The following is a 25,724-nucleotide window of genomic DNA, read 5'->3' on the forward strand; positions in this document are numbered from 1 at the left end:
ATAAGTAAAGGCATCCCCTGCGTGATAAGATTACCTTCAGAAAACAGATAGTTGCTGGGTTATCGCAGATTTTTCTCGCAACCAAATAACTGTAAATAATAACTGTCTCTGGGGCGACGGTAGGCTTTATATTGCCAAATTTCGCCCGTGGGAGAAAGCTAGGCTATTCAATGTTTATGGAGGACTGACCTAGATGGTACAAGCCAAAGCAGGGTTTAAGGCGGGCGTACAAGATTATCGCCTGACCTACTATACCCCCGACTACACCCCCAAGGATACCGACCTGCTCGCCTGCTTCCGTATGACCCCCCAACCGGGTGTACCTGCTGAAGAAGCCGCTGCTGCGGTGGCCGCTGAGTCTTCCACCGGTACCTGGACCACCGTTTGGACTGACAACCTAACTGACTTGGACCGCTACAAAGGTCGTTGCTATGACCTGGAAGCTGTTCCCAACGAAGATAACCAATATTTTGCTTTTATTGCCTATCCTCTAGATTTATTTGAAGAAGGTTCCGTCACCAACGTTTTAACCTCTTTGGTCGGTAACGTATTTGGTTTTAAGGCTCTGCGGGCCCTCCGTTTAGAAGATATTCGTTTTCCCGTTGCTTTAATTAAAACCTTCCAAGGCCCTCCCCACGGTATTACCGTTGAGCGGGACAAATTAAACAAATACGGTCGTCCTCTGCTTGGTTGTACCATCAAACCCAAACTTGGTCTGTCCGCCAAGAACTACGGTCGGGCTGTTTACGAATGTCTCCGGGGTGGTTTGGACTTCACCAAAGACGACGAAAACATCAACTCCCAGCCCTTCATGCGTTGGCGCGATCGTTTCCTCTTCGTTCAAGAGGCGATCGAAAAAGCCCAGGCTGAGACCAACGAAATGAAAGGTCACTACCTGAACGTCACCGCTGGCACCTGCGAAGAAATGATGAAACGGGCCGAGTTTGCCAAGGAAATTGGCACCCCCATCATCATGCATGACTTCTTCACCGGCGGTTTCACTGCCAACACCACCCTCGCTCGTTGGTGTCGGGACAACGGCATTTTGCTCCATATTCACCGGGCAATGCACGCCGTAGTTGACCGTCAGAAAAACCACGGGATCCACTTCCGGGTTTTGGCCAAGTGTCTGCGTCTGTCCGGCGGTGACCACCTCCACTCCGGTACCGTGGTTGGTAAATTGGAAGGGGAACGGGGTATCACCATGGGCTTCGTTGACCTCATGCGCGAAGATTACGTTGAGGAAGATCGCTCCCGGGGTATTTTCTTCACCCAAGACTATGCCTCCATGCCTGGCACCATGCCCGTAGCTTCCGGTGGTATCCACGTATGGCACATGCCCGCGTTGGTGGAAATCTTCGGTGATGATTCCTGCTTACAGTTTGGTGGTGGTACTTTGGGTCACCCCTGGGGTAATGCTCCCGGTGCAACCGCTAACCGTGTTGCTTTGGAAGCTTGTGTTCAAGCTCGGAACGAAGGTCGTAACCTGGCTCGCGAAGGTAATGACGTTATCCGGGAAGCCTGTCGTTGGTCCCCTGAGTTGGCCGCCGCCTGCGAACTCTGGAAAGAGATCAAGTTTGAGTTCGAGGCCATGGATACCCTCTAAACCGGTGTTTGGATTGTCGGAGTTGTACTCGTCCGTTAAGGATGAACAGTTCTTCGGGGTTGAGTCTGCTAACTAATTAGCCATTAACAGCGGCTTAACTAACAGTTAGTCATTGGCAATTGTCAAAAAATTGTTAATCAGCCAAAACCCACTGCTTACTGATGTTCAACTTCGACAGCAATTTACCAATTACCGGGTAGAGTGTTCATGCAAACTAAGCACATAGCTCAGGCAACAGTGAAAGTACTGCAAAGTTACCTCACCTACCAAGCCGTTCTCAGGATCCAGAGTGAACTCGGGGAAACCAACCCTCCCCAGGCCATTTGGTTAAACCAGTATTTAGCCAGTCACAGTATTCAAAATGGAGAAACGTTTTTGACGGAACTCCTGGATGAAAATAAAGAACTGGTACTCAGGATCCTGGCGGTAAGGGAAGACATTGCCGAATCAGTGTTAGATTTTTTGCCCGGTATGACCCGGAATAGCTTAGCGGAATCTAACATCGCCCACCGCCGCCATTTGCTTGAACGTCTGACCCGTACCGTAGCCGAAGTCGATAATTTCCCTTCGGAAACCTCCAACGGAGAATCAAACAACAACGATTCTCCCCCGTCCTAACGTAGTCATCAGCAAGGAAAACTTTTAAATCGATGAAAACTTTACCCAAAGAGCGCCGCTACGAAACCCTTTCTTACCTGCCCCCTTTAACCGATCAACAGATTGCTAAACAGGTTGAGTTTCTGTTAGACCAGGGCTTTATTCCCGGCGTGGAATTTGAAGAAGACCCCCAACCCGAAACCCACTTCTGGACCATGTGGAAACTGCCCTTCTTTGGTGGTGCCACTGCCAACGAAGTTCTAGCCGAAGTACGGGAATGTCGTTCTGAGAATCCCAACTGCTACATTCGGGTGATTGGTTTCGACAATATCAAACAGTGCCAGACTGTAAGCTTTATTGTCCACAAACCCAACCAAAACCAAGGCCGTTACTAAGTTACAGTTTTGGCAATTACTAAAAAACTGACTTCAATTCAATGTTAGCCCGCTCCCGCGGGTTTTTTGTTGCTTTTTCACAGTGACTATAGGTAATCAGCAACACAATACGGCCCTGTTCTTTGGACAGTTTTTGTATAATGTTGACCGCATCCTGACCGGATTTTTTATCTAAGTGGGGAATTGTCAATTGTCAATTAAAGCTAAGTTCTACTAATGTTTTAGAAGGCATTGTCGATTGAAAATAAGGGTTGAATGGAGAAAATTTTGAGCCTTTGTCAAAGATAAAAATTTATTTCAACAGTTTTTTAACTAGCCGAACCAGAGAATGACCCAGTGGCGCTGACTTTGCTCCCGAGTTTTTGTTAGAAATTACCCTCAAGAAGTAATCTAATAATAAACCTAACCGAATAATTTCCCAGGGGAGTATTCCGGAAAACCATGGTTAAACTTACTTGCCATCCCCCATGGTAAAATTGCAACGATTTTGATCAAAGTCCTAATTTTTTTGTAAAGCTTTTAGTAATCCTTCTGATTTTCCCATGAAGCTCATCGATTCCCGTGGCAGAATTTTCGGCATAGTCAGCCTGTTGGATCTGGGGGCCGCCTTGATCATCCTCATGGTAGCTGTGGGAATTTTCGTTCTGCCGGGCAGTTCTGGCAAAAGCATTCTTGCCCAAGCCAACGCCGCTTCCATTGAATTGACGACCATTGTCCGGGGATTAAACGTATTAGATCCCCAGGTGGTGCTGGATGAGTTTAAAGCCGAAAAAACCAACATCATTATTCGCAATCAACCGGCTGGCCAGGTGGAGGTAGTGAATGTGCAGGAACTCCCTCGCAATTTAGCAGTGCCCCAGCCTGATGGTTCCGTCAAATCTCTGCCGGATCCTCGGCCAGAGTCTAATTACAGCCGGGATATGCTCCTGACCCTCAAAGGTAGGGGGGATTTCACCTCCACCGGCATGGTTTTAGGGGGACAAAAGGTGAAAATTGGCACGGTTTTAGAATTAGAAGGCAAAAACTATAACTTCAATGCCAGTGTGGTGGGCATCAATCAACCAAAGTGACCAAAGTATTAGATTAGTCCGGCCCCCGAGAATTGCTGTTGGCTGCCCAAAGTTTTGCTGTACCCTGGGTAAGGCTGACAGATTTGGAAAAGGTAATGGAATGGAACGAGAGTCTTCTCCGGCTCACTGTTGCTTTTGTACTGGGATCGACCCTGGGCATTGAACGGCAGTGGCGCCAACGGATGGCGGGCTTGCGTACTAATACCTTGGTGGCCATTGGAGCTGCATTGTTTGTGATTGTTTCTGTCCTCACCAATCATGACAGCAGTCCCACCCGAATTCCTGCCCAAATTGTCTCCGGCATTGGTTTTCTGGCGGGGGGAGTAATTCTCAAGGAAGGCTTAACTGTTAAGGGGCTAAATACGGCGGCGACCCTCTGGTGTTCAGCGGCGGTGGGCACCCTCTGTGGTCAAGGGCTGTTTTCTGAGGCTGTGCTTGGCTCGATGATGGTTTTGGTGGCCAACATTGCCCTGCGGCCTCTGAGCACGTTTATTAACCACCAACCCATGCATAGCACTGAATTGGAGTGCCATTATCTTTGTCACTTGGTATGTCGGGGGGATGAGGAGGCGAATGTGCGACGCATTTTGCTTGATTCCTTAGCGGAAATAAAGAATATTAAATTACGGTCTTTGCGGAGCCATGATTTAGATGAGTTTAACCATTTTGTTGAAGTGGAAGCGGCAATAATTTGCACAGCCCGCAAGGATAAATTTCTAGAAGCGGTAATTAGTAAACTGAGTTTAAATCCCTCAGTTAAATCTGTCAGTTGGCAAGCGCTAGAACAGGAATCGGGTTAAATTTAGATTATTTTTGCTTGATAAATTTTCTCCTAAGAAAGTGTTTGAAAAGTTTTAAGCAAGCCTTTGAAGCATGAGATGAACCATGGCAACATAGAGCATGGTCTCACTGGTGGTAGGTAAATATTCATAATCCTTGCTTAAACGACGATAGCGACCAAACCAAGCAAAGGTGCGCTCGACTACCCAACGGCGGGGTAAGACTTCAAAACCTTTTTGTCCCTGCTTTTTGCTGACGACATTCAAATTCCAACCAAAAGTATGCTCCACCCAATAGATAAAATCCTTTCCGCCAAAGGTGCTATCAGTCCATATAACTTGCAGGCACTGCCAAAGGGGAGCAAACCAGGTAGCAAGTAGAATCAGACCCTGATGGTCGGAGCGATGGGCACCATGGACGACAACATCGAGAAGTAATCCCATGGTATCCACGAGGATTGTACGTTTACGACCATTGACCTTTTTTCCGCCGTCATAGCCAGTTTCTTGGCCAGTTCCAGCCTTTTTAAGTGACTGTGAATCTAAACAACCGGCACTAGGGTGAGTATTTCTTCCAGCTTTGAGCCGAACTTTCTCACGGAAGATACGGTTTAATTTTTTCCAGGTACCATCTTCGTGCCATGGCTGGAAATAACCATAGACCGTTCGCCATTTAGGAAAATCATGGGGCAGAAGTCGCCAGGCACACCCCGTTCTGAGCATGTAAAAAATAGCATTGAGTATCTCCCGCAGACTAGTTTTCCGTTTTCTTCCCCCAGTTTTTGCTTTGGGTAAATGAGGTTCTACCAATTGCCACTGGCTATCTGTGATGTCCGTGCTGTAAAATTCTCGAATTATCATTAATTATGGTGAAAATTTTATTCTTTTCACCATTTTCCATTCTTCACCCTACTTTTCAAACACGCTCTAAGCCATAAATTTATCCTCAACAAATCCTAATAACAAAATTTATTTATGCGTATATTTATTAGCACGGGGGAAGTTTCCGGAGATTTGCAAGGATCTCTGCTGGTCGGAGCATTAAGACAGCAAGCTGAAGAGCAAAACTTAGAATTGGAACTGGTGGGTTTGGGGGGAGAAAAAATGGCCGCTGCCGGTCTGACGTTGCTGGCCAATACGGCGGCGATCGGCTCTGTGGGCTTGACGGAGTCCCTGCGGTTTATTATTCCCACTTGGCAGATTCAACAACGGGTTAAACGTTATTTAAAAACTAATCCCATTGATTTGTTAGTCTTGATTGATTACATGGGACCCAATTTAACCATTGCTAATTATTTACGGAAAACCTATCCCAATCTGCCAATTTTGTACTATATCGCCCCCCAGGCCTGGGTGTGGTCCCCCACGAAAAGGGAAACGGCCCAGATTATGGCGGTAACCGATCGCCTGTTGGCCATTTTTCCAGGGGAAGCGGAATTTTTCCAAAAACAAGGTTTGGATGTGACCTGGGTGGGCCATCCCTTGTTAGACCGCATTACCAAGGAGGCCCCCAGTCGAGGGTCAGCCCGTGAAAAGTTAGGCATTGACCATAACGAAACGGTAATTACCCTCCTACCCGCTTCCCGCATTCAGGAACTGCGTTACCTGTTGCCGTCCATTTGTGGTGCCGCCCAACAATTGCAGAGCCAATTACCCAATGTAAAACTGCTGTTGCCCGTTTCCCTTAAGGATTATCAACCTCAAATCGAACAAACCCTCAAGGAATTTAATCTCACGGTGCAACTGTTGGAAGGGAAAGAAACGCTGACGGCGATCGCCGCGGCTGATTTGGCCATCACCAAGTCGGGAACGGTGAATCTGGAAATTGCTTTACTAAATGTGCCCCAGGTTATCCTTTATCGGGTTAGTCCTTTGACCATGGCGATCGCCAGACGGATTTTTAAATTTAATCTACCCTTCGTTTCCCCTACCAACATTGTGCTCAACCGGGGCATTATGCCGGAACTACTCCAGGAACAGGCCACCGCCAGCAACATTGCCCAAGCTGGATTGGAATTGCTTCTAAACGGCGATCGCCAAGCAAAAATTGCCCAGGATTACCAAGAATTAAGGGAAGCATTAGGGGAACCGGGGGTATGTGAGCGAGCCGCCCAGGCTGTCTTGGAGTTTGCCAATGGGCAACAAAAAAGCAGGGCTTAAACCCTGCCGTGGACAATTATGAAACTATCAAACTCACTAGCCCATGGCCAGCATTATTACCCTTAGTAGAGGTCTTCTTCTTTGTGGGTTTCAATGGTGCAATCGGAGGTGGGATAAGCTACACAGGTCAAAACATAACCAGCTTCAATTTGGTCATCATCCAAGAAAGACTGATCGGATTGGTCAACACTACCAGCGGTGATCTTACCGGCACAGGTGGAGCAAGCCCCAGCACGGCAGGAATAGGGCAGGTCTAGGCCAGCTTCTTCCGCAGCATCGAGGATATAGGTATCGTCAGAGCATTCGATGGAACTTTCACCATCGGGGGTGATCAATTTAACGGTATAGGATGCCATAGATGTTTCCTCTTCTCAAAAAAACAGTAGAGAGATTGCCTCATGAAGCCTCCATCGGGACAACTATATCCAGATCGAGCTACTTCAAAAAACTTAACTGTTCTGATACTACGGGAAAATCTTGAATTGACAAGGAAGCATTAGCAATGAAATGGCTAGGCCTTAATCGGATAACCTTTACTTATGTTTTTGCCCAGAGTGTTTTTGCCCCTCGGCCTGGCAATTATAAAATTAAGGAAAGGCTAGAACCCTAGGAATTAAGGGAGTTTTAAGGACCGGGAGGGCAAAGATGGAAAGAATTAATCTTCCTCGGGTTTGACGATAAGATTGTCTAATCATTGCTGAAAATACCCCTCCGAACCCGGGCTGCAGCGGTGCCCCAACAAAATGGCAAAATAGACGGCAATGGCCAGTGGTTCCATGAAAAAATTTCCCCTTGCCCTCTGAGCAAAGCTTAAATGTATGTATGACGACGACCAGCGCCGCGATCGCCGCTTACCCCTGGCCCCATTGGAACGGCGAGGCTATGGCTACCTGTTGGATTTTGTCGTGATTTGGTTATTCAGCAGTTTAGCTACGGGTTGGGTCCAGCTACTAATTTTTTTGGTTGGTTGGTTTGCCCTGAGGGTAGTTTTAGTGTCCGCTAACCAGGGGCAAAGTTTGGGGGGCTGGGCTTTCGACACTAGGGTGGTACACCTGAAAATGAAACGTTTACCGGGCATTTTGGAACTGAGTCAACGGGAAGGTATTTTGGGGGCTGCCTCCTACCTAGCCATGGTGGGTTTAAACATCAACTTTGCCAATGGGGTAAGTTTTTTGCTTTTGGTGGCTCCCCTGTTTGGAGATTTAATCTGGGCGATCGCCGAGGATGGTCTGGGACAAGCGTTCCATGACCGGGTTGCCGGGACAGTAGTGTTGAGCAGTCGGCGTGGTTTTTCCCTCGATCTGAGGCTAAAAAAGTTTTGGTTTGACCTGAAAAAACAATGGGACAATCGACAAAGAAGACGGTAAGTACGGTAAGTAATTCATCGGGAGTAGACTTCAGAAATCATCACCATGAAATGCTGAAATGTCCTGAACGGCCACAGATGGGAACTTTTGGCACTTCCAGCCCCATCTATAGGCCCAGCTTGGCGGTCCGTATCTGGCCGATTTGTAAACTGAATGTTACAAATTGACTTATCCGTTATAGGATGTTAAGCATAATTGCCTAGACAATGGGTTTTAACAGTTATTGCTGCACAAGCCCATCGAATGCTAAAAACACATTGGTTAATGAACATAATTTGTTGATCTTGTCTGGGTTGTCCTGGGATGGACGTTGGTGGAATCTAAGCAACAATGGGTTGACAATTCTCCCGATGACTAAACCAAAGGACTGGTGTTAACTTTTGTCCCCTTTTGTTGGAGGTTGTGAAAACCCGTGCTTCAAGTTGCTACTCCTACCGCTACCGAAGAAACCCAGACGGTCATTGAAATTGAAGGCCGGGCCTCCCTAAAAGGGGAAGTTCGCATCAGTGGGGCTAAAAATTCCGCTTTGGCCATCATGGCCGGCACCATCCTTTGTTCCGACGACTGTCGTCTTAGTAATCTGCCCGCTCTGGCGGATATTGACAAAATGTGCCAAATTTTGGCGGCCATTGGGGTCAATCTAGAACGGGATGGCGATCGCCTCGTAGTGGATTCCAGTAATGTGGGCCATGGCCCTGCCCCCTATGAGTTAGTGTCCCAACTGCGGGCTAGCTTTTTCGTCATTGGCCCTTTACTGTCCCGTTTAGGCATGACCAAAGTACCCCTGCCTGGGGGATGCGCCATTGGGACTCGGCCCGTTGATCTCCATGTGCGGGGTTTGCAGGCCATGGGAGCAGACGTTCACATCGAGCATGGGGTAGTCAATGCCAGCATCAAGGGCCACAGCCGTCGTTTGACCGGAGCTAAAATTTATCTGGATTATCCCAGCGTAGGGGCCACGGAAACTATCCTCATGGCCGCCACCCTAGCGGAAGGAGAAACAGTAATTGATAACGCCGCCCGGGAACCGGAAATTGTTGATTTGGCCAACTTCTGCCGTTCCATGGGAGCCCAAATCCGGGGGGATGGTTCTAGCCGCATTATTATCAACGGGGTGGAAAAACTCCACAGCACCGACTTTCCCATTATTCCTGATCGCATTGAGGCCGCTACGTTCCTCTGTGCCGGGGCCATCACCCATTCCGAAATTAGTCTTTTCCCTGTGGTGCCAGATCACCTCGCCTCCGCCATTGCCAAGTTGCGGGAAATTGGCCCCGAAGTGGCGATCGATGCCCCGGATCGGGTGCGTTTGATTCCCCGGGATCTGCGGGGGACAGATATCGAAACTTTGCCTTACCCCGGTTTTCCCACCGATATGCAAGCCCAATTCATGGCCCTGTTGGCAGTGAGTGAGGGTAATAGCGTAGTCACGGAAACCGTATTTGAAAACCGTCTCCAGCACGTAGCGGAGTTACAGCGGATGGGGGCCAACATTAAGCTCAAAGGTAATGCCGCCTTTATCCAAGGAGTGCCTTTCCTTTCCGGTGCGCCGGTCATGTCCACGGATTTACGAGCTTCGGCGGCCCTGGTAATTGCGGGGTTAGCGGCGGAAGGCAAAACCATTGTCCAAGGTCTGCGCCATTTAGACCGGGGTTATGAGGACATTGAAGGCAAACTGCGCAAACTGGGGGCTAAGTTAACCAGGATTGAACAGCCCGTCACTCTTTAAAAATTCCGTTGATTTGATTGGGGGACTAATGGGCGATCGCCTGTTAGTCTTTTTTCTTGACTGTTGATAATGCCTTTGCCACCGGAGTATTTGCAAATTTTGCCATGGTAAATTCCCACCGCCTTGAAACCGACAGTATGGGGTCCCTGGAAGTCCAAGCCGATCGCCTGTGGGGAGCGCAAACCCAACGTTCCCTGATGTTTTTTGACATTGGTAGCGATGTGATGCCGCCGGATTTAATTCGGGCCTTTGCCATACTCAAAAAGGCAGCCGCCATTACCAATCAGGATTTGGGTAAATTACCAGCGGACAAGGCAGAGTTAATCATTACGGCAGCGGACGAAATCATTGCCGGGCAGTGGTTAGACCATTTCCCTCTAAGGATTTGGCAAACGGGCAGTGGCACTCAAACCAACATGAACGTGAACGAAGTGATTGCCAATCGGGCGATCGCCATTTGTGGGGGAGAATTGGGCAGTAAAAATCCCATCCATCCCAATGACCACGTCAACATGTCCCAGTCGTCTAACGATACTTTTCCTACGGCGATGCACATTGCGGCGGTGGCAGGTTTACAAACCAAGTTGATTCCCAGTTTGCAAGCTCTGAGAGATAGCCTGAATGAAAAAGCGGAATGTTTTGCAGGCATCACTAAAATTGGCCGCACCCATTTGATGGACGCAGTGCCCCTAACGTTAGGGCAGGAATTTTCCGGTTACGTGGCCCAGTTAGACCAAGGGCTGACCCAAATTAATTATTGTTTACCCGGTCTTTTGGAATTGGCCCTGGGGGGAACGGCGGTGGGTACAGGGTTAAATAGTCATCCCCAATTTGCTAAAAAAGTGGCCGAAGAAATTGCCCAGTTAACTGGTTATACCTTCATTTCTGCCCCCAACAAATTCGCCGCCCTAGCTGGCCACGAGGCGATCGCCTTTGCCAGTGGCGTGCTGAAAAGTATTGCCGCTTCCCTGATGAAAATTGCCAATGATTTGCGCTGGATGGGGTCTGGGCCCCGCTGCGGCTTGGGGGAATTAGCCTTACCAGCCAATGAACCAGGTTCTTCGATCATGCCCGGGAAAGTAAACCCCACCCAATGCGAAGCCATGACCATGGTTTGTGTGCAGGTAATGGGGAACGATGCCACCATTGGTTTTGCGGCCAGCCAAGGTAATTTTGAGCTCAATGTTTTTAAGCCAGTGATTATTCATAATTTCCTCCATTCGTTACATTTACTCAGCGATGCTTGTGCTAGTTTTCGCCAACATTTAGTGGTGGGATTACAAGTAAACGAAAGCAAGGTTAAAGACTTTTTGGACACCTCTTTAATGTTAGTCACCGCCCTCAATCCCCACATTGGCTACGACAATGCGGCCCTCGTGGCTAAAACTGCCTTTGCCCAAGGCATTACCCTCAAACAAGCCGCGGTGGATTTAGGTTTACTCACCCCAGCCCAGTTCGACGCTTGGGTCGTTCCAGAGCAGATGATTGCCCCGATTGCTGACTAGAAATTTTGCAAAAAAACGTAAAATATTGGCATTTATTAATAGAATGGGGCAGGACTTACGCAAAAGAAAACTTAAGAGCAGGGGAACGAAGCTGTTGATGCAGGAAATCAGACCATGGTTGATGGGATATTTCGTAGACTGTCAATGGGCTATTAACCGCTTGACGACGAAGAAAATTCCAGACCTGTAAGGCACAGTGAATATGATTACGTTGAATGGGTCCCTTGCGACATTGACAGGCTTCTACACCAGTCAACTGCTTTAGTTCACGATGAAAATGCTCAATCTTCCAGCGCACCCGACACTCCTCTCGTGTCGCCTGAGTCGAATCTTGAGATAAGTAATTAGTCACGACGAATTCCGTCCGGTGTGGTGACACCGTAACTCGGAACAGTTTCACTTTTTTGTGAGCCGGAAAGCCTCGAATTTTAATCACTTTCCCTTGCTGTATTTCGGATGCATCCCATAGCAGTGCATCTACCCGTTGGTATGGAGAAGTGCAGTAACCTCTTCAGCTTTGAAGACATAGTGGGGGGCGGCGACCTGGATTACAACGATGTAATTTTGGAATTTTTCCCGGTCATCTAGGCGAAGTTCCCCTAATGTTTTACGATGGTGAAAGCTTTGCGCGGGTATAGTTTAGTGGTAAAACGAAAGCCTCCCATGCTTTAGTTGGGGGTTCGATTCCCCCTACCCGCTTTGTTTCTTGACAAAATTTTAATCGAAGCCCAAGATTTTTTCGGCAGCGTTATTGCCAAGCAGTCCGCGACTTGAGGTTCTGCTTAGACCGGAGCTTTTCAGCCCAAGGTGACTAGGCTAGCATTTCTCCTTTTGCGGCGATCGCCTTCTATGCGAATTTGTTTGGCAGACTTTGCTGACAGGTCCTAATCTAGGTCAATGGTGTTTCGATTCCCCTCGCCAGTACTAGTAATTATTTTGGCTAACTGCCTGATGACCGTCGTCGGGCTAATCCTACCCCAGTCAGCTAGAACAGAAACTTTTAGTGCTGATTTTCCCCCTCCCGATTCTGCCTTGGATTTGTTGCTGGGACAGGAAACTCCCTTAATGGAAACGACAATTCCAGAGCCGGAACAAGGGCAGGAGGATAACCAAAGCGCCCCGCCCTCTGAGCCAACACCGGGCAATTTGGGTAATGAAGACGATTTATTTGAGCGGGTATTCGGTCGGCCCCGCCCCACGGGGGTACAGCGTTTGGTGGCGCCCTTTTTCATCAACGATTTGCAACAGGGTCAAATTGTAGTGTTTGTTTCCCTGGGAGGGGGTAGTAGCCTACAAATCACCGCTTCCACTTTGTTGTTGAAAATGGAAGAATATGCCCGACCTGATATACAGACTAGATTGGCCGATTTGGTGGACGACAGCGGTAATTTAACCTTGGCGGCTCTGCAAAGTGTGGGTCTAGATGCCACATTTAATGACCAGTTGTTGGAACTGAGGATTATTATTCCCCCCAATCTCCGCAAAACCATTGTCTATGGCTCCGGTAATTTACAACTTCCCCCAGGGGCCGCCACAGCCCTACGTCCCAGTAACTTCAGTGGTTTTATCAACTTAATTGGGACCCAACCCTATGCCTGGGATGGCACTGGTGATTTGGGCCGCCAAGCCCTGAATTTGGGTGTAGAAGGGGCCCTTAATTATCAGGGCTGGGTGCTAGAGGGTAGTGCTAGTTTTGCTGAGCAAAGCAACAATCCCTGGACCCGCTCTGACATTCGCTTGGTAAAGGATGATCCAGATAATGCGGTTCGCTATGTTCTTGGTGATCTGTTTAGCACCGCCCGCAGTTATCAGTCCTTTGTGCCCATGGTGGGATTTGCGATGTTTCGCAATTTCTCCCTCCAGCCCTATTTGACCACTAGGCCCACAGGGCAGTTTGAATTTCTGTTGGAAAGCCCTGCTAGGGTGGAAATTTTTGTCAATGGACTATTGCGGCAAACTCTCCAATTGCCAGCGGGGCCCCAGGATATTCGTAATTTTGGTCTGAATACGGGGCTTAATAATGTGACGGTGAAAATCATCGACAGTGCGGGGCGGGTGGAGGAACTATCTTTTTCGGCTCCCTTAGCGACGGATCTATTGGCGGTGGGTTTGAATCAGTTTGGCTTGGGGGTGGGGGTTCCGGCCTACACCACCAATGGGGTGCGTAGCTATGACACTTCCCGACCCATTATTGGCGGCTTTTACCGCCAGGGTATTACGTCCACCCTCACCCTAGGAGGTTATCTACAGGCGGCAGGTTCCCAGCAGTTGATTGGCACCGAAGGCACCTTGGCCACTTCCGTGGGTAACTTTGGTTGGGATGCGGCCCTGGAAAATGATGGCAACGGTTTAGACCATGCTTTCCGACTGCGGTATCAATTTTTGGCCCTAGGAGGTAACCAGGCCCAACTACCTAACTTTGGTTTGGAAGTGGAATATTTGGGCCCTTATTTTCAGCGCTTTGGTAGTTTTCCCATCGGCTTTACTGCGGAACCATTGGATTTTTTTGGCACCACTACTAATAATGTTTCTTGGTCTTTTGGGGCTAATTATAGTCAAACTCTAATCGATGGTTTGGGAATTAACCTCGGTTTGGGTTATCAGCTTGGTAGTTTTGGCCAGCCCAATGCCTACCGAGCGGCGATCGGTTTTACCACTAATCTGGGAAGGGGTTTACAGGCTAATTTGACCCTGAACAATCGCTTAGACCAATCCGGGCGGGCAGAAACTCAAGTATTATTCAACTTTTTGCAAACTTCCCAGTTCCAATCCCTCACAGCCCGCAGTAATCTGAGCAGTCAACGGGAGCAGGCTAGCACGCTCACTTGGACATCCCGTAGTCCTGCCCAATATAACAGCGTCAATACCTCCGTTAACCTCAGCAATAATCCCAATCCCGGCTATTTTGGTACTGGCTTAGGGCTGACTTACCGGGGCTTTCTGGGGGATATTAATCTCAACCATGATTATGATCAGGCTAGCCATCGCACTAACTTAAATTTTGGTACGGCCTTAGTTTATGCTGATGGGCGTTTTGGCTGGAGCCGACCAGTACGGGATAGTTTTGTGATTTTTAGCCGTAACCCTAATTTTGCGGATCAATTAGTATTAATTAATCCTGGTTTGTATGGTCCTGTGGCGGAAGCTAATGATGTCGGCCCTGGGGTAGTGCCGGATCTAAGCTCCTATACTTTGACCACTATGCGGGTAGATGCTCCTAATATGCCCCTTGGCTATGACTTGGGCAATGCGGTATTTAATCTTTTACCGAGCTATAAAAGTGGTACTTTAATCACAGTGGGTACGGAATCCACCGTATTTTTACGGGGGACGTTGGTAGATAAAGCAGGGAACCCGATTGCGCTTCAAGTCGGGCAAGTTAGGTCTTTGTCTGATCCCAGTTGGTCGCCGTTGGAGTTATTCACTAATCGAGCGGGACGATTTGCGTTGACAGGACTGGGACCAGGGAAGTATGAATTGCAATTATTCGGTGATCCTCCCCGGGCCATTCGCTTTGAAATTCCGGCGGATAAAACTGGTATTTACGACATTGGAACTGTGACAATAGGCGGTTAAAAGATTAATGAAATTAATAGTATTTGTCTTAGTAATCAGTTTTAATCCCAATGACACCATTGTTGTGGTCAATCTTAAATTCATTACCATATGCATCTAGATGGAAAAGATCTAAGCCTAAACCAGGTTGACCCTTTAAAAAGTAATCGTTAGCTTCTGCTCCACCAATGTCAAGCCAACCATTAATAGTTTTATTAATAGGGTCAAATCGGAATTGCAAAAAATTATTCTCCCTTGCCTGACTATTATTGACATTGTCGTAATTTGCTATAGTTCGACCTTTGCTATCAATAACTTGCACGGTCAATTCAGTTAAATTTTGAAGTGTTTGCAGTCCTACTACTTGTACGATTTTCGTTGAATTGTCTCTAAATTCATCTGGGTAAACCACCCGGGCTCGAACTTGATATTCGCCATCTCCTTGCCATAGCAGAGTTACTTCCCCGGCGATCGCCTGGGCGGAAAAACCGACGAAAGCAGTGAGTACAAAAATAAAAACTAAAAATAATTTAACCAATTGATGAAATATTGACACCATTATTGTTGCTTTAAAACTCAAACAGTTTGGGTATGCTAAATTTTTAGCCAATCAAAAACTTCGGCGGCGGTAATGGACCAATTTTCAAGCTCAGCAAAAACCGTTAGGGATTCTTGAATTTCAGTTTCAGCTAAATAAACCTGGGGTAAACTGGCGGTGAAAACCGTAATGGATTTGGCCATGGGATCCACTAACCAAGCTAATTCTGTGCCAGCCTTGAGAGAAAAAATGATTTTTTCCATTACCAGGGTGACCGACTGATCTGGGGAAAGAATTTCTATGAGCCAATCCGGGGCCCGATCAAACCGGTCTGCTATTTCGCCACCATTATCTAAAGGCAAGTTTTGCCAGCGCATCACCGCAATGTCAGGCACAATGGAGCGATCGCCAAAGGTACAACGAAGTTCCGGCAGAGCATAGGCAATTTTGTCCGGCTTCACTTGGGCATTAATAGCGGCCGCTAGCTCAAATTGGATTGTGCTGTGTTTACCTTTGGGCATGGGTTTCTGGGTGACAATGCCCCGGCAATATTCCTGGGCAGGTTTGGTTTCCGGTAGGGCCAAGAATGATTCCAGGGAAAGGGTTGGTACTTTTGCTGAGGCTAAAACCATCTACTTCACTCCCCAGAGGATTTAAGTGTTAATTGATTGTAATCGCACCAATCAACTATAACGAATGCCTGCCTGTTCAATGCGCTGTAATGCTTCCCCCAGGCGATCGCCATCGGCAATTAAACTTAAGCGGACGTACCTTTCTCCCCCTTCTCCAAAGGCGTTACCGGGGGTCATCACCACACCGGTTTTTTCTAGAACCGTTAAGGCAAAATCAGTGGAACTCATACCCACGGGACAGGGAACCCAAAGGTACATGGTGGCTTGGGAAGGGGTAATAGACCAACCCAATTTACTCAAGCCATTAATAACAAAGTCCCGCCGTTCTTGATAGCGCTTTCGCACTACTTCAATGTAACTTTCTGGCAAACTGAGGGCTGTTTCTGCTGCTTTTTGTACGACTCGAAAAATTCCATAATCCAAGTTAGTTTTCAGCGTTCTCAAACCTTGAATAATTTCTTGATTTCCCACGACAAAACCTACCCGCCAACCGGCCATATTGTAGGTTTTGGAAAGGGTATGGAATTCCACACTAAAATCCTTGGCACCGGGAATTTCTAATAAGCTGGTGGGCTGATAACCGTCAAAGGCCAATTCTGCATAACACAGATCATGGACTAACATGATTTGGTAATGGCGGGCCCAATCGGTGATGGCTTCGTAAAATTCCCTGGGAGCGGTGGCGGTGGTGGGATTATTGGGATAGTTAAAATAAAGGATCTTGGCCCGTTGAGCGATCGCCTCGGGAATTTGGTCCAGTTGGATTAACCAGTCATCCTTTGCCGATAACATGATCGGATAAATTTCCGCCCCGGCAATGAGGGGGCCTCGGAAATGGGCCGGATAGGAGGGAGTCGGCACGAGTACTAAATCCCCTGGATTAACGTAGGCTAGGGCTAAATGACCCAGACCCTCTTTGGAACCAATTAAGGGTAACGCTTCGGAATCGGGGTCTAAATCCACCCCATACTGGCGGGCGTACCAGCGGGTAATGCTCTGACGGAAGCTCTGGGTGCCTTCAAAAGGGGGATAACCGTGGGATTCTGGGTTTTCCAACTCGGCGATCGCCGCTTCGATAATCGGTTGGGGGGCTTTGCCATCGGGGTTGCCCATGCCCAAGTCAATTAAATCCAGGCCCTGTTCCCTGGCCTTGGCTTTCAACTCATCGAGGCGGGCAAAAACATAGGGGGGTAAGGCTTGTAGGCGATCGGCGCGACTAATCCAATTCAGACTCATTACCAAGGCAATTTGGGGACGTAACCTTTTATTGTCTCATTGACCGGCACTGGCTTGATCTCGCCTCAGCAAAATTTTGACTGGAACCTATGGCAACCATGGCCTAGGCTGCATTGCGGATTTTGATGGCTGGATTGGGCTGACTTTCCAAAGCCAGGGCCCATTGCCGGATTACCCTGGCGATCGCCTTTTGCAGTAGTCCTTCCGCCACCTGTTGACCCATCCGACGGGAAGTGGGATTAACAATAATTTGACTCAACACCGGCACAAACTTGAGGGGGTCAAAACCGGGGGTCTCTTTAAGAATTTGCCAAAGATTTTGTAAATGCTGCCAAGTTTCCTCCTGTTGAGCGATGGCGGGTTGAGGCACAACTTTGATCGTTTTGGTTTGATGGGCTTTACCGTTGCCATTACCTAAGTCACCCAGAAAACTAATTCTTTCCTGGATATTGTGGCTGACCTGTTGCCAAGTGTTGCGCCCCAGTTGATCAATACTGTTGACTAATTCCGCCACCAGGCGATCGCGAATGAATTGTCCCCGGTCTGAAAGTAAAAATTCTGTTGCTTCATTAAGCACATAATCAAAATCAAAGCCAGGGGAATTTTTGGCATTACGCAATAAATTTTCCAAACGATTCCATCGGAAACTCCCCTCTTTAAATAGTAATTCTTTCAGGGAAGTGCGTAGCTCTTCTGATTGATCCGTTAACAATCTTTTAGCGATATAGGGATAGGCTTTGCTCAATACCTTGAAGTTAGGATCAATACCAATGGCAATACCTTCTAGGGTGACCATGGAACGAATAATCAGAGCATAATAAGCCGGCACCCGGAAAGGAAACTCATACATCATGGCCGACATTTGATCGGTGATGCTCTTAAAGTTTAACTCCGCCACACTGGCCCCCAACGCATTACCAAACACCTGACCAAGGGCGGGAATAATCGGTTTTAAATCCGTATCTGGTTTGAGAAAATCCAGTTTGACATAATCCTTAGCTAGGGAATCAAAATCCCGGTTCACCAAATGAACCACTGCCTCGATCAAACCATAGCGCTGGTAAGGCTGAATAGTACTCATCATGCCGAAGTCCAAGTAGGCCAAACGGCCGTCCGCCATGGCCAATAAATTGCCGGGGTGGGGATCGGCGTGGAAAAAGCCATGTTCCAACAATTGCCGCAGGGAGCACTGTACCCCCACTTCCACCAAATGGGTAGCATCAATACCCTGGGCTTGGATCGCTTTGATATTGGTTAACTTAATTCCTTCCACCCACTCCATGGTCAAAACCCGTCGGCCAGTGTATTGCCAATAGATACTGGGCACATAAATTTCTGGCAAACTGCCATAGAGTTGGGCGAATTTTTCGCCATTAATGGCCTCTTGGTAATAGTTCATTTCCTCGAATACTCGACTGGCCAATTCGTCGGTAATGGCCACCAAATCAGAGCGCAATCTTTTCACCGATCGCCGGGCCCAGAGGGAGAGGGAGCGCATGATGTAAATATCAAGGGTGATGCGTCGCACCAAATCTGGCCTTTGTACCTTAACTGCCACAGCTTCGCCGGTTTTCAACTTACCCTTATACACCTGCCCCAAGGAGGCGGCGGCAATGGGCTCCGGAGATAATTCGGCGTAAATTTCCTCGGCGGGGGCCCCCAACTCCTCTTCAATAAAACGATAGGCAACCTCGTTGGGAAAGGAAGGTAATTGGTCCTGTAACGTTGTCAACTCATCCAAAAAGACCGGCGGCACTAAATCGGGCCTGGTGGAAAGAGCTTGGCCAACTTTGATATAAGTAGGGCCAAGATTGGTTAATAGTTCTCTTAATTGAATAGCTTTCGCCCTGGAAACGGTGGGGTCTTTACCCCTCAATTTTTCCCACCAAATACCCAGAATAAATCGCAATAGGGGAAACAAAATATTGATTAAACGACCTAATACTTGTAACGGCCGCTTGCGATAAAACTCCATGATCAAATCTGGGTGATATTCCCAACTTTCCGGGAACATATCACTAACAGGTCCTAAATCCTCCAGATGACTTTTGGGCAAACGGGGGGGGCGAACTTCCTCCACCACTGCGTCGATCACCACTACATCGCGATCTTGTTCGGCGGTGGTAACGGGCATGGGGGCTGGAGACATATTAATGGTTTTAATAATTACTTAATTTTGCTGGCTGGTTCAGCGGGAGCCAACATTGGCAAGGATTGAGGAGGAACCCGTTAATGGATGACTAAATACTGCCAAGCCTAGGCTTCCAGTGGCATTCTAACGAGAATGGGTTGGCCCTGGCTACCTGGGTTAGGATGGGGAAAACCGTCTTTAGCTGGTGCAATGTAGCTTGGTTGAGGTGTCTGTGTCCGTTGATTGGCCTCGTTTACAAAAGGCTTTGACCGTGGAAGTGGAGCGGGGTTTTCAGAATTTGCAGGGTAAACAGCACCGCTTTGGCGACTTCCTCTGTTTAAGTTTTGGCAGTCCTCCCCCCCCTGGTAGTTCCCCCGGCGATCGCCAGAAATGGCGGGAGTTTGCCCAAAGATTTGCCCAGTATGACCAACTGGAGGAAGCTGAAAGAAAAAGTTTGGTGGCCAGTACCCGTCGTTTTTTACATCAATTACGTCGCAGTTTGGAATCTCCTCCTAGGGATTCTGTACCAAAAAAGGATTTACTAGCCCAGGTTAATCGTCCCCAAGTTTCCGAACCCCGTTATCCTAAATCGGGTCAAATTGAACTCCATACCCCTTTAGCAACGGTAGTTTCCCAGAGTCAACATCAAACTAAACTGCTCAAAAACTTGGGTTTAGCAACGGTGGAAGATTTGTTGTTCTATTTCCCCAGGGATTATTTGGACTATGCCCAACAGGTAACTATTGCTGAATTAACAGCGGGGGAAACGGTAACCATTGTGGGGCGGGTGGTAAATTGCACTTGCTTTACCAGTCCCAAAAATCAGAATTTAAATATTTTGCAAATCCAGTTGCGGGATCAAACAGGGCGGATCAAACTATCCCGTTTTTATGCCGGTAAACGGTTTGCCCATCGGGGTTGGCAAGAGAAAATCAAAAAACTTTACCCTCCCCAGGCAGTGGTGGCGGCCTCTGGCTTGGTGAAATCTAGTAAATTTGGTCTGACTCTGGATAATCCGGAAATTGAGGTGCTAGATCGCCATAGTCCCAGCATTGACTCTTTCAAAGTGGGTCGGGTGCTGCCCGTTTACCCCCTCACTGAAGGCATAACAGCGGATTTTTTACGGAAATTAGTTCTAGCCTGTCAAACGGCGATCGCCAAGTTGTCTGATCCTCTGCCCCAAGAGATTAGGGAAAAATATGAATTAATTGATTTGCAAACCGCCATTGCCCAAATTCACTTCCCTGAGAATACGGAAAAGTTAAGTTTAGCCAGGAGAAGATTAGTATTTGATGAATTTTTCTATTTACAGTTAGGATTTTTGCAAAGACGTTACGAACAAAAACAGCAGCAACAAAGCGCTATTTTTACTCCCCATGGCGAATTATTAGAAAAATTTAGTGACTTATTGCCCTTCCGGTTAACCCAAGCTCAACAACGGGTAGTAAATGAAATTTTGCAAGACTTAAATAAACCAAGTCCTATGAATCGTCTAGTACAAGGGGATGTGGGATCCGGGAAAACGGTGGTGGGGGTTTTTGCAATTTTAGCCGCTCTCCAGGGAGGTTACCAAGCGGCTCTAATGGCCCCTACGGAAGTGTTAGCAGAACAGCATTATCAAAAATTAGTAAGTTGGTTTAATTTGCTTTATTTGCCAGTGGAATTGTTAACGGGGTCCACTAAAACTGCCAAAAGAAGGGAAATTCATGCCCAATTATCTACGGGTCAATTACCGTTACTAGTGGGAACTCATGCCCTAATTCAAGAAACAGTTAACTTTCAACGGTTGGGTTTAGTGGTTATTGATGAACAACATCGTTTTGGGGTACAACAGCGGGCTAAGCTTTTGGCCAAAGGTAATGCGCCCCATGTTTTAAGCATGACCGCCACTCCCATTCCCCGCACCCTTGCTTTAACCCTCCATGGGGACCTAGAAGTGAGCCAAATTGACGAATTGCCCCCCGGCCGTCAGCCCATTCACACCAGTGTCATCACTGCCAAGGAAAGGCCACAAATGTACGAACTGATTCGGCGGGAAGTGGCCCAGGGTCGTCAAGTCTACATCATTTTTCCGGCGATCGAAGAATCGGAAAAATTAGACATTAAAGCAGCAGTGGAAGAGCATAAGTATTTAACTGAAAAAATCTTTCCCAACTTTAATATCGGCCTGTTACATGGCCGATTAAAAAGTGCTGAAAAAGAGGCCGCTCTAACAGCTTTTCGAGAAAAGCAAACAGAAATTATTGTTTCCACTACCGTGATCGAAGTGGGGGTCGATGTTCCCAATGCCACAGTGATGGTGATTGAAAATGCAGAGCGTTTTGGTCTTTCCCAACTGCATCAATTGCGAGGGCGAGTCGGTCGAGGTAGTCACCAGTCCTATTGCTTATTGGTCACCAACAGTAAAAGTAATGATGCCCGGCAAAGATTGGGAGTAATGGAACAGTCCCAAGATGGTTTCTTTATTGCAGAAATGGATTTACGTTTGCGGGGCCCAGGGGAATTTTTAGGCACTAAACAATCAGGATTACCGGATTTTGCTTTGGCTAGTTTGGTGGAAGATCAAGAGGTTCTATTGTTGGCGAGGGAAGCAGCGGAAACCATGATGGTAGAGGATCCTAATTTAGAGGCGCATCCTGATTTAAAAATAAAATTAGTCCAAAGATATGAAAAGTTATTAGGGGGAGAAATATTGACCTAACCAGAGATACATGGGGAATGTCCATCGTCCCAGCCTTTGTTTGTTAGAATAGTTCCCCATTGATTAATTGTTTTGTAATTCCTTTTTGTTAGTAAAATTTATGATTTGGCCCTTCAAAACCAGCACCCGTAAAAAGATTGCCCGCATTGAAGTGACCGGGGCGATCGCCAGTGGAACCCGCAAAGCAGTATTGAAGGCTCTAAAGACGGTGGAAGAAAAAAAATATCCCGCCCTATTGGTCCGCATCGATTCCCCTGGGGGCACAGTGGTGGATTCCCAGGAAATTTACACTAAATTGAAGCAATTAAGCGAAAAGATCAAAGTTGTGGCCAGTTTTGGTAACATTTCTGCTTCTGGAGGTGTGTACATTGCCATGGGTTGTCCCCACATCATGGCGAACTCTGGCACCATCACCGGCAGTATTGGCGTAATTTTACGGGGCAATAACCTGGAAAGATTACTAGAGAAAGTGGGAGTTTCTTTTAAAGTGATTAAATCCGGGCCCTACAAAGACATTTTGTCCTTTGACCGGGAATTGCTGCCGGAGGAACAGTCTATTTTGCAGGCTTTGATTGACGACAGCTACGGGCAATTTGTCTCCACGGTGGCGGCGGGGCGCAATTTGGCAGTGGAAAAAGTCAAAGAATTTGCCGACGGAAGAATTTTCACCGGGCAACAGGCTCTGGAATTGGGTTTAGTCGATCGCCTGGGCACGGAGGAAGATGCAAGGCAATGGGCCGCTACTTTGGCGGGCTTGGATCCAGACAAAGTAGAACTGGATACCATTGAAGACCCCAAACCTTTAGTCAGAAGACTCACCGGTGGTGATAGTCAACTACAGACCATGGCCGATAACCTTGGTTTGACGGAAAGCCTAAAATGGTGCGAGTTTGAGCTTTCCACCAGTGGTCAACCCCTCTGGCTTTATCGATGAATGGGGTAAATTTATGTCTCAACTTTGCGGAGTGACTAAACCACGCCCATATAGTTAGTCGCTAGTTACTCAGATTTACGGGCAGCAGGGGGAGCGGGTAATCCGGCATTAGCATCGGCGGGGGCGGCTGCAGGAGCAGCAACTGGGGCCGGAGCACTGACTGCCCTAGGGGGAGCTGAGGGTGCAGAAGCTGGAGCACTAGTCCTAGCAGTTTGGATATTACTGGGGCGGGCGGCATCGGTCTGGGTACGGCGATGACGGCGGGGTCGCTCAGTGGTGTTCTGACCGTCTGTTTCCGGTGAGCTAGGAGGAGCAAGGGTTTTGACCCGACGCTTAATGGGTTCGGCTTTAATGCTGGGTTTACGTTGGTCGAGATTTTTGGGCAGGGCAGGGAAGGATTGCACCGGCATCCCCTTGGTGGCGTCCCGCATAAATTGTCCCCAAACCATGGCGGCGGTGGTGCTGGCTCCATTGGTGGGGCGACTATTGTCGTTGCCTAACCACACCCCGGTGACCAGTTGGGGAATATAACCAATAAACCAAAGATCCTTTGCTTCATCCGATGTACCGGTTTTTCCTGCTACTTGGCGATCGCCTAATTGAGCGGGGCGACCAGTACCGGAAGTGACGACCCGACGCATCATGGAAGTGAGGATGGCATTGCTTTCGGGATCTAGGGCTTGGGTTTGTTTATGTTCTGCCTTGTACACCACTTCCCCTTGAGCGTTGACCACATTTTGGATGGCGTAGGGTTGCACATGGGTACCCTTATTGGCAAAGGTACCGTAGGCACTGGTCATTTCCAACGGGGTCATTTCCCAAGCGCCTAAAGCGAGGGAATAGGTAGGTTCCAGCTTGGAAGTAATCCCCATTTGTCGGGCCAAATTGATGACTGGATTCCAGCCCACATCCAGCAGTAAGCGCACCGCCACCACATTGACAGAACTGGTGAGAGCATCCGTCAGGGACATGTTGCCGCCAGTATAGCGATCGCCATAGTTGGCCGGTTGGTAGCCGCCAATGTCAATGGGCACATTAAGGTAACTTTTGTTGGGGGAAATGCCGGAGGCGATCGCCGCTCCGTACAGAATGGGTTTAAAAGTTGATCCTGGTTGTCGTTTGGCTTGGGTCACTCGGTTAAACTGACTGGCATCGTAGTCTTTGCCACCCACCATCATTTTGATGGCCCCGGTGCGGGGATCCATGGCCACCATGGCCCCTTCAGAAAACCGCTGCCAACGGCCGTATCTTTTCACCGCATCGCTGAGAACAGTTTGGGCTTCCTCTTGCCATTGTTGATTGAGGGTAGTGTTCACAGTTAATCCCCCCTGTTGCAGTTCTTCTTCCGGTAATTTGGCCCGCAACTCATCCAAAATATAGTCAGCAAAAAATTCCGCCTCCCGGTTAAAGCGCTTCAGGGGACTGGGGTTGATTACTAAGGGTTCGGCGATCGCCGCCTGGGCCTCTGCGGGGGTAATAAAACCCACTTCTGCCATGCGGTTCAACACTTCATTACGGCGACGGGTAGCTAGCTCCAAATTTTGTCGGGGGGAATAAACACTGGGGGCTGGTACTACTCCCGCTAAAGTGGCCGCCTCCCCTAGGGTCAACTCTTCCGGAGTCTTGCTGAAATAGGCATGGGCCGCATCTGCTACCCCGTAGGCCCCAGAGCCCAGATAGATCAAGTTTAGATAGCGTTCCAAAATTTGATCTTTGGGTAAGGCAGTCTCAATTTTTTGAGCCAATCGCACCTCCTTCAATTTCCTGGCTAGGGTGCGGTCTTGGGTAAGAAACACGAGGCGGGCTAACTGTTGGGTAATGGTACTGCCTCCTTGCATTACGCCCCCGGATTGCACATTGGACAGGGACGCCCGCATAATGCCCTGGAGATCAATGCCCCGGTGTTCCCGGAAGCGACTATCTTCACTGGCAACGAATGCCTGCTCCACTAGGGGCGGAATTTCCCCCATGGTGACTTTATCGTGGCTGACATTACCAATTTCCTGGAGAATGGCCCCATTGGCCGCCTTGATGGTCATGGTTCCCCTAGGGGCATAGGTGACCACATCGGCGATCGCCACCTGGGTCATGGTTTCCAACTGGTAAAAGCCCCAGGCCAAAGCGGAAGTTCCCATGCCGGCCCCCAAGCCAAAACCAAATACCAACCAAAATCGAGGCTGTTGAGTTAATTGGGAAACCGATCGCCCAACGTTTTTTAGTCCGGTGACCAAAGCAAGGGGCGTTTTGGGCGCAGACTGTTTATGTTTACCCCTTTTGCGGCGGCGACGGCGGCGGCTCCCCCTCTCCAATGTATTGTCGGCAGAGGATAGGGGAACGGACGTAACTTGCTCAGCAGTGACGGTAGATGCCCCAGGTTCACTACCATTACCATTGCTTTTGTTTTGCTCCGCTGCTGCTGCTCCATTGGCTGAGCTATGGTGTTGAACGTTTTGAATATTAATGGCTGTAACCATTTCCCTGCCCCTGCCATAACCCGGTTCCAGTTCGGCGGCATCGCCATCCCCAGGGAAAATTAACCCATCATCGCCATCGACAGAATTTTGCGCTTCAGACTCAAGATGTTGTGCAACCTGTGCAACGGGGAGAGTCTTTTCCTCGATCGCCGAAGATTTAACCTCTTCCTCCACTTCCAATGTGTTCGCTAACTGGTGGAGAAAGTTGACGGTAGAGCGCTTAAGTTTGCGGGAGAAGGATTTAAACACGGCGGTGGATAGGCACGGGAAGGCCGAATTTGGTTAAAAAGGACAAACCTAACAGCTAAATAGCTT

At 48.3% G+C, this 25,724-nt stretch carries 21 protein-coding genes and 1 tRNA gene; 14 read left to right on the forward strand and 8 right to left on the reverse strand.

Going from position 1 to position 25,724, the window contains the following annotated elements:
* Positions 1-193 precede the first annotated feature (193 nt).
* The 5 genes from C7I86_RS11645 to C7I86_RS11665 all read left to right on the forward strand — a co-directional run bounded on the left by C7I86_RS11645 (position 194) and on the right by C7I86_RS11665 (position 4,468).
* The gene (locus C7I86_RS11645; RefSeq protein ID WP_010873418.1) at positions 194-1,606 is read left to right on the forward strand and encodes a form I ribulose bisphosphate carboxylase large subunit; all 1,413 of its coding nucleotides are present in this window, start codon (positions 194-196) and stop codon (positions 1,604-1,606) included.
* Positions 1,607-1,807: 201 nt separating this feature from the next.
* A complete protein-coding gene (locus tag C7I86_RS11650; protein WP_010873419.1) occupies positions 1,808-2,224 on the forward strand; it encodes a chaperonin family protein RbcX in 417 nt (138 codons plus the stop codon).
* Between the two features lie 32 nt (positions 2,225-2,256).
* On the forward strand, positions 2,257-2,598 hold the full coding sequence (locus C7I86_RS11655; RefSeq protein WP_010873420.1) for a ribulose bisphosphate carboxylase small subunit: 342 nt from the start codon (positions 2,257-2,259) through the stop codon (positions 2,596-2,598).
* A 542-nt stretch (positions 2,599-3,140) separates the two neighbouring features.
* Complete coding sequence (locus C7I86_RS11660) at positions 3,141-3,668, forward strand: DUF4330 domain-containing protein (RefSeq protein ID WP_010873421.1); 528 nt, start codon at positions 3,141-3,143, stop codon at positions 3,666-3,668.
* A 95-nt stretch (positions 3,669-3,763) separates the two neighbouring features.
* Positions 3,764-4,468, forward strand: a complete 705-nt coding sequence (locus tag C7I86_RS11665) for an MgtC/SapB family protein (protein WP_010873422.1) — start codon at positions 3,764-3,766, stop codon at positions 4,466-4,468.
* 54 nt (positions 4,469-4,522) lie between these two features.
* On the opposite strand, the gene C7I86_RS11670 is transcribed toward C7I86_RS11665, so the two are convergent.
* Positions 4,523-5,308, reverse strand: a complete 786-nt coding sequence (locus tag C7I86_RS11670) for an IS5 family transposase (protein ID WP_010873213.1) — start codon at positions 5,306-5,308, stop codon at positions 4,523-4,525.
* A 114-nt stretch (positions 5,309-5,422) separates the two neighbouring features.
* Here C7I86_RS11670 and lpxB point away from each other — a divergent pair, with 114 nt between their 5' ends.
* Positions 5,423-6,607 (forward strand): lipid-A-disaccharide synthase, encoded by a 1,185-nt coding sequence (gene lpxB / locus C7I86_RS11675; RefSeq protein ID WP_010873423.1) that lies wholly within the window; start codon positions 5,423-5,425, stop codon positions 6,605-6,607.
* A gap of 62 nt (positions 6,608-6,669) precedes the next feature.
* Here the strand turns inward: lpxB and petF1 are convergent, their stop codons facing one another.
* Positions 6,670-6,963 (reverse strand): ferredoxin PetF1, encoded by a 294-nt coding sequence (petF1, locus tag C7I86_RS11680; RefSeq protein WP_010873424.1) that lies wholly within the window; start codon positions 6,961-6,963, stop codon positions 6,670-6,672.
* Positions 6,964-7,425: 462 nt separating this feature from the next.
* On the opposite strand from petF1, the gene C7I86_RS11685 reads away from it, so the two are divergent.
* The 3 genes from C7I86_RS11685 to fumC all read left to right on the forward strand — a co-directional run bounded on the left by C7I86_RS11685 (position 7,426) and on the right by fumC (position 11,208).
* A complete protein-coding gene (locus tag C7I86_RS11685; RefSeq protein ID WP_010873425.1) occupies positions 7,426-7,974 on the forward strand; it encodes an RDD family protein in 549 nt (182 codons plus the stop codon).
* A gap of 412 nt (positions 7,975-8,386) precedes the next feature.
* Entirely contained in the window at positions 8,387-9,703 is a 1,317-nt protein-coding gene (gene murA, locus C7I86_RS11690) for a UDP-N-acetylglucosamine 1-carboxyvinyltransferase (protein ID WP_010873426.1), read from the forward strand.
* Positions 9,704-9,807: 104 nt separating this feature from the next.
* Positions 9,808-11,208, forward strand: a complete 1,401-nt coding sequence (gene fumC / locus C7I86_RS11695; RefSeq protein WP_010873427.1) for a class II fumarate hydratase — start codon at positions 9,808-9,810, stop codon at positions 11,206-11,208.
* Positions 11,209-11,263: 55 nt separating this feature from the next.
* Here the strand turns inward: fumC and C7I86_RS19515 are convergent, their stop codons facing one another.
* Positions 11,264-11,644 (reverse strand): transposase, encoded by a 381-nt coding sequence (locus C7I86_RS19515; protein WP_010873428.1) that lies wholly within the window; start codon positions 11,642-11,644, stop codon positions 11,264-11,266.
* A gap of 20 nt (positions 11,645-11,664) precedes the next feature.
* On the opposite strand from C7I86_RS19515, the gene C7I86_RS18970 reads away from it, so the two are divergent.
* From C7I86_RS18970 to C7I86_RS11710, 3 genes are all read left to right on the forward strand, one after another.
* On the forward strand, positions 11,665-11,796 hold the full coding sequence (locus C7I86_RS18970) for a DUF4114 domain-containing protein (protein ID WP_173363259.1): 132 nt from the start codon (positions 11,665-11,667) through the stop codon (positions 11,794-11,796).
* A gap of 40 nt (positions 11,797-11,836) precedes the next feature.
* Positions 11,837-11,907, forward strand: a tRNA-Gly gene (locus tag C7I86_RS11705).
* A gap of 198 nt (positions 11,908-12,105) precedes the next feature.
* A complete protein-coding gene (locus C7I86_RS11710; protein ID WP_010873429.1) occupies positions 12,106-14,784 on the forward strand; it encodes a fimbria/pilus outer membrane usher protein in 2,679 nt (892 codons plus the stop codon).
* Between the two features lie 28 nt (positions 14,785-14,812).
* Here C7I86_RS11710 and C7I86_RS11715 read toward each other — a convergent pair whose 3' ends face one another.
* From C7I86_RS11715 to C7I86_RS11730, 4 genes are all read right to left on the reverse strand, one after another.
* Entirely contained in the window at positions 14,813-15,373 is a 561-nt protein-coding gene (locus C7I86_RS11715) for a hypothetical protein (protein ID WP_223211281.1), read from the reverse strand.
* A complete protein-coding gene (locus tag C7I86_RS11720) occupies positions 15,358-15,933 on the reverse strand; it encodes a Uma2 family endonuclease (RefSeq protein WP_010873431.1) in 576 nt (191 codons plus the stop codon). The genes C7I86_RS11715 and C7I86_RS11720 overlap by 16 nt, the downstream gene beginning before the upstream one ends.
* Positions 15,934-15,984: 51 nt before the next feature.
* Positions 15,985-17,169, reverse strand: a complete 1,185-nt coding sequence (locus C7I86_RS11725) for an aspartate aminotransferase (protein WP_010873432.1) — start codon at positions 17,167-17,169, stop codon at positions 15,985-15,987.
* 103 nt (positions 17,170-17,272) lie between these two features.
* Positions 17,273-19,318 carry an AarF/ABC1/UbiB kinase family protein gene (locus tag C7I86_RS11730; protein WP_010873433.1) on the reverse strand — a complete coding sequence of 682 codons (2,046 nt, stop codon included), beginning with the start codon at positions 19,316-19,318 and terminating at the stop codon, positions 17,273-17,275.
* Positions 19,319-19,505: 187 nt separating this feature from the next.
* Here C7I86_RS11730 and recG point away from each other — a divergent pair, with 187 nt between their 5' ends.
* On the forward strand, positions 19,506-22,001 hold the full coding sequence (gene recG / locus C7I86_RS11735) for an ATP-dependent DNA helicase RecG (protein ID WP_010873434.1): 2,496 nt from the start codon (positions 19,506-19,508) through the stop codon (positions 21,999-22,001).
* 100 nt (positions 22,002-22,101) lie between these two features.
* On the forward strand, positions 22,102-22,935 hold the full coding sequence (gene sppA / locus C7I86_RS11740; protein WP_010873435.1) for a signal peptide peptidase SppA: 834 nt from the start codon (positions 22,102-22,104) through the stop codon (positions 22,933-22,935).
* 65 nt (positions 22,936-23,000) lie between these two features.
* Here the strand turns inward: sppA and C7I86_RS11745 are convergent, their stop codons facing one another.
* A complete protein-coding gene (locus tag C7I86_RS11745; RefSeq protein WP_010873436.1) occupies positions 23,001-25,658 on the reverse strand; it encodes a transglycosylase domain-containing protein in 2,658 nt (885 codons plus the stop codon).
* Between the last annotated feature and the right edge of the window lie 66 nt (positions 25,659-25,724).

It is taken from the genome of Synechocystis sp. IPPAS B-1465 (assembly GCF_003015225.1).
Classification (GTDB): domain Bacteria; phylum Cyanobacteriota; class Cyanobacteriia; order Cyanobacteriales; family Microcystaceae; genus Synechocystis.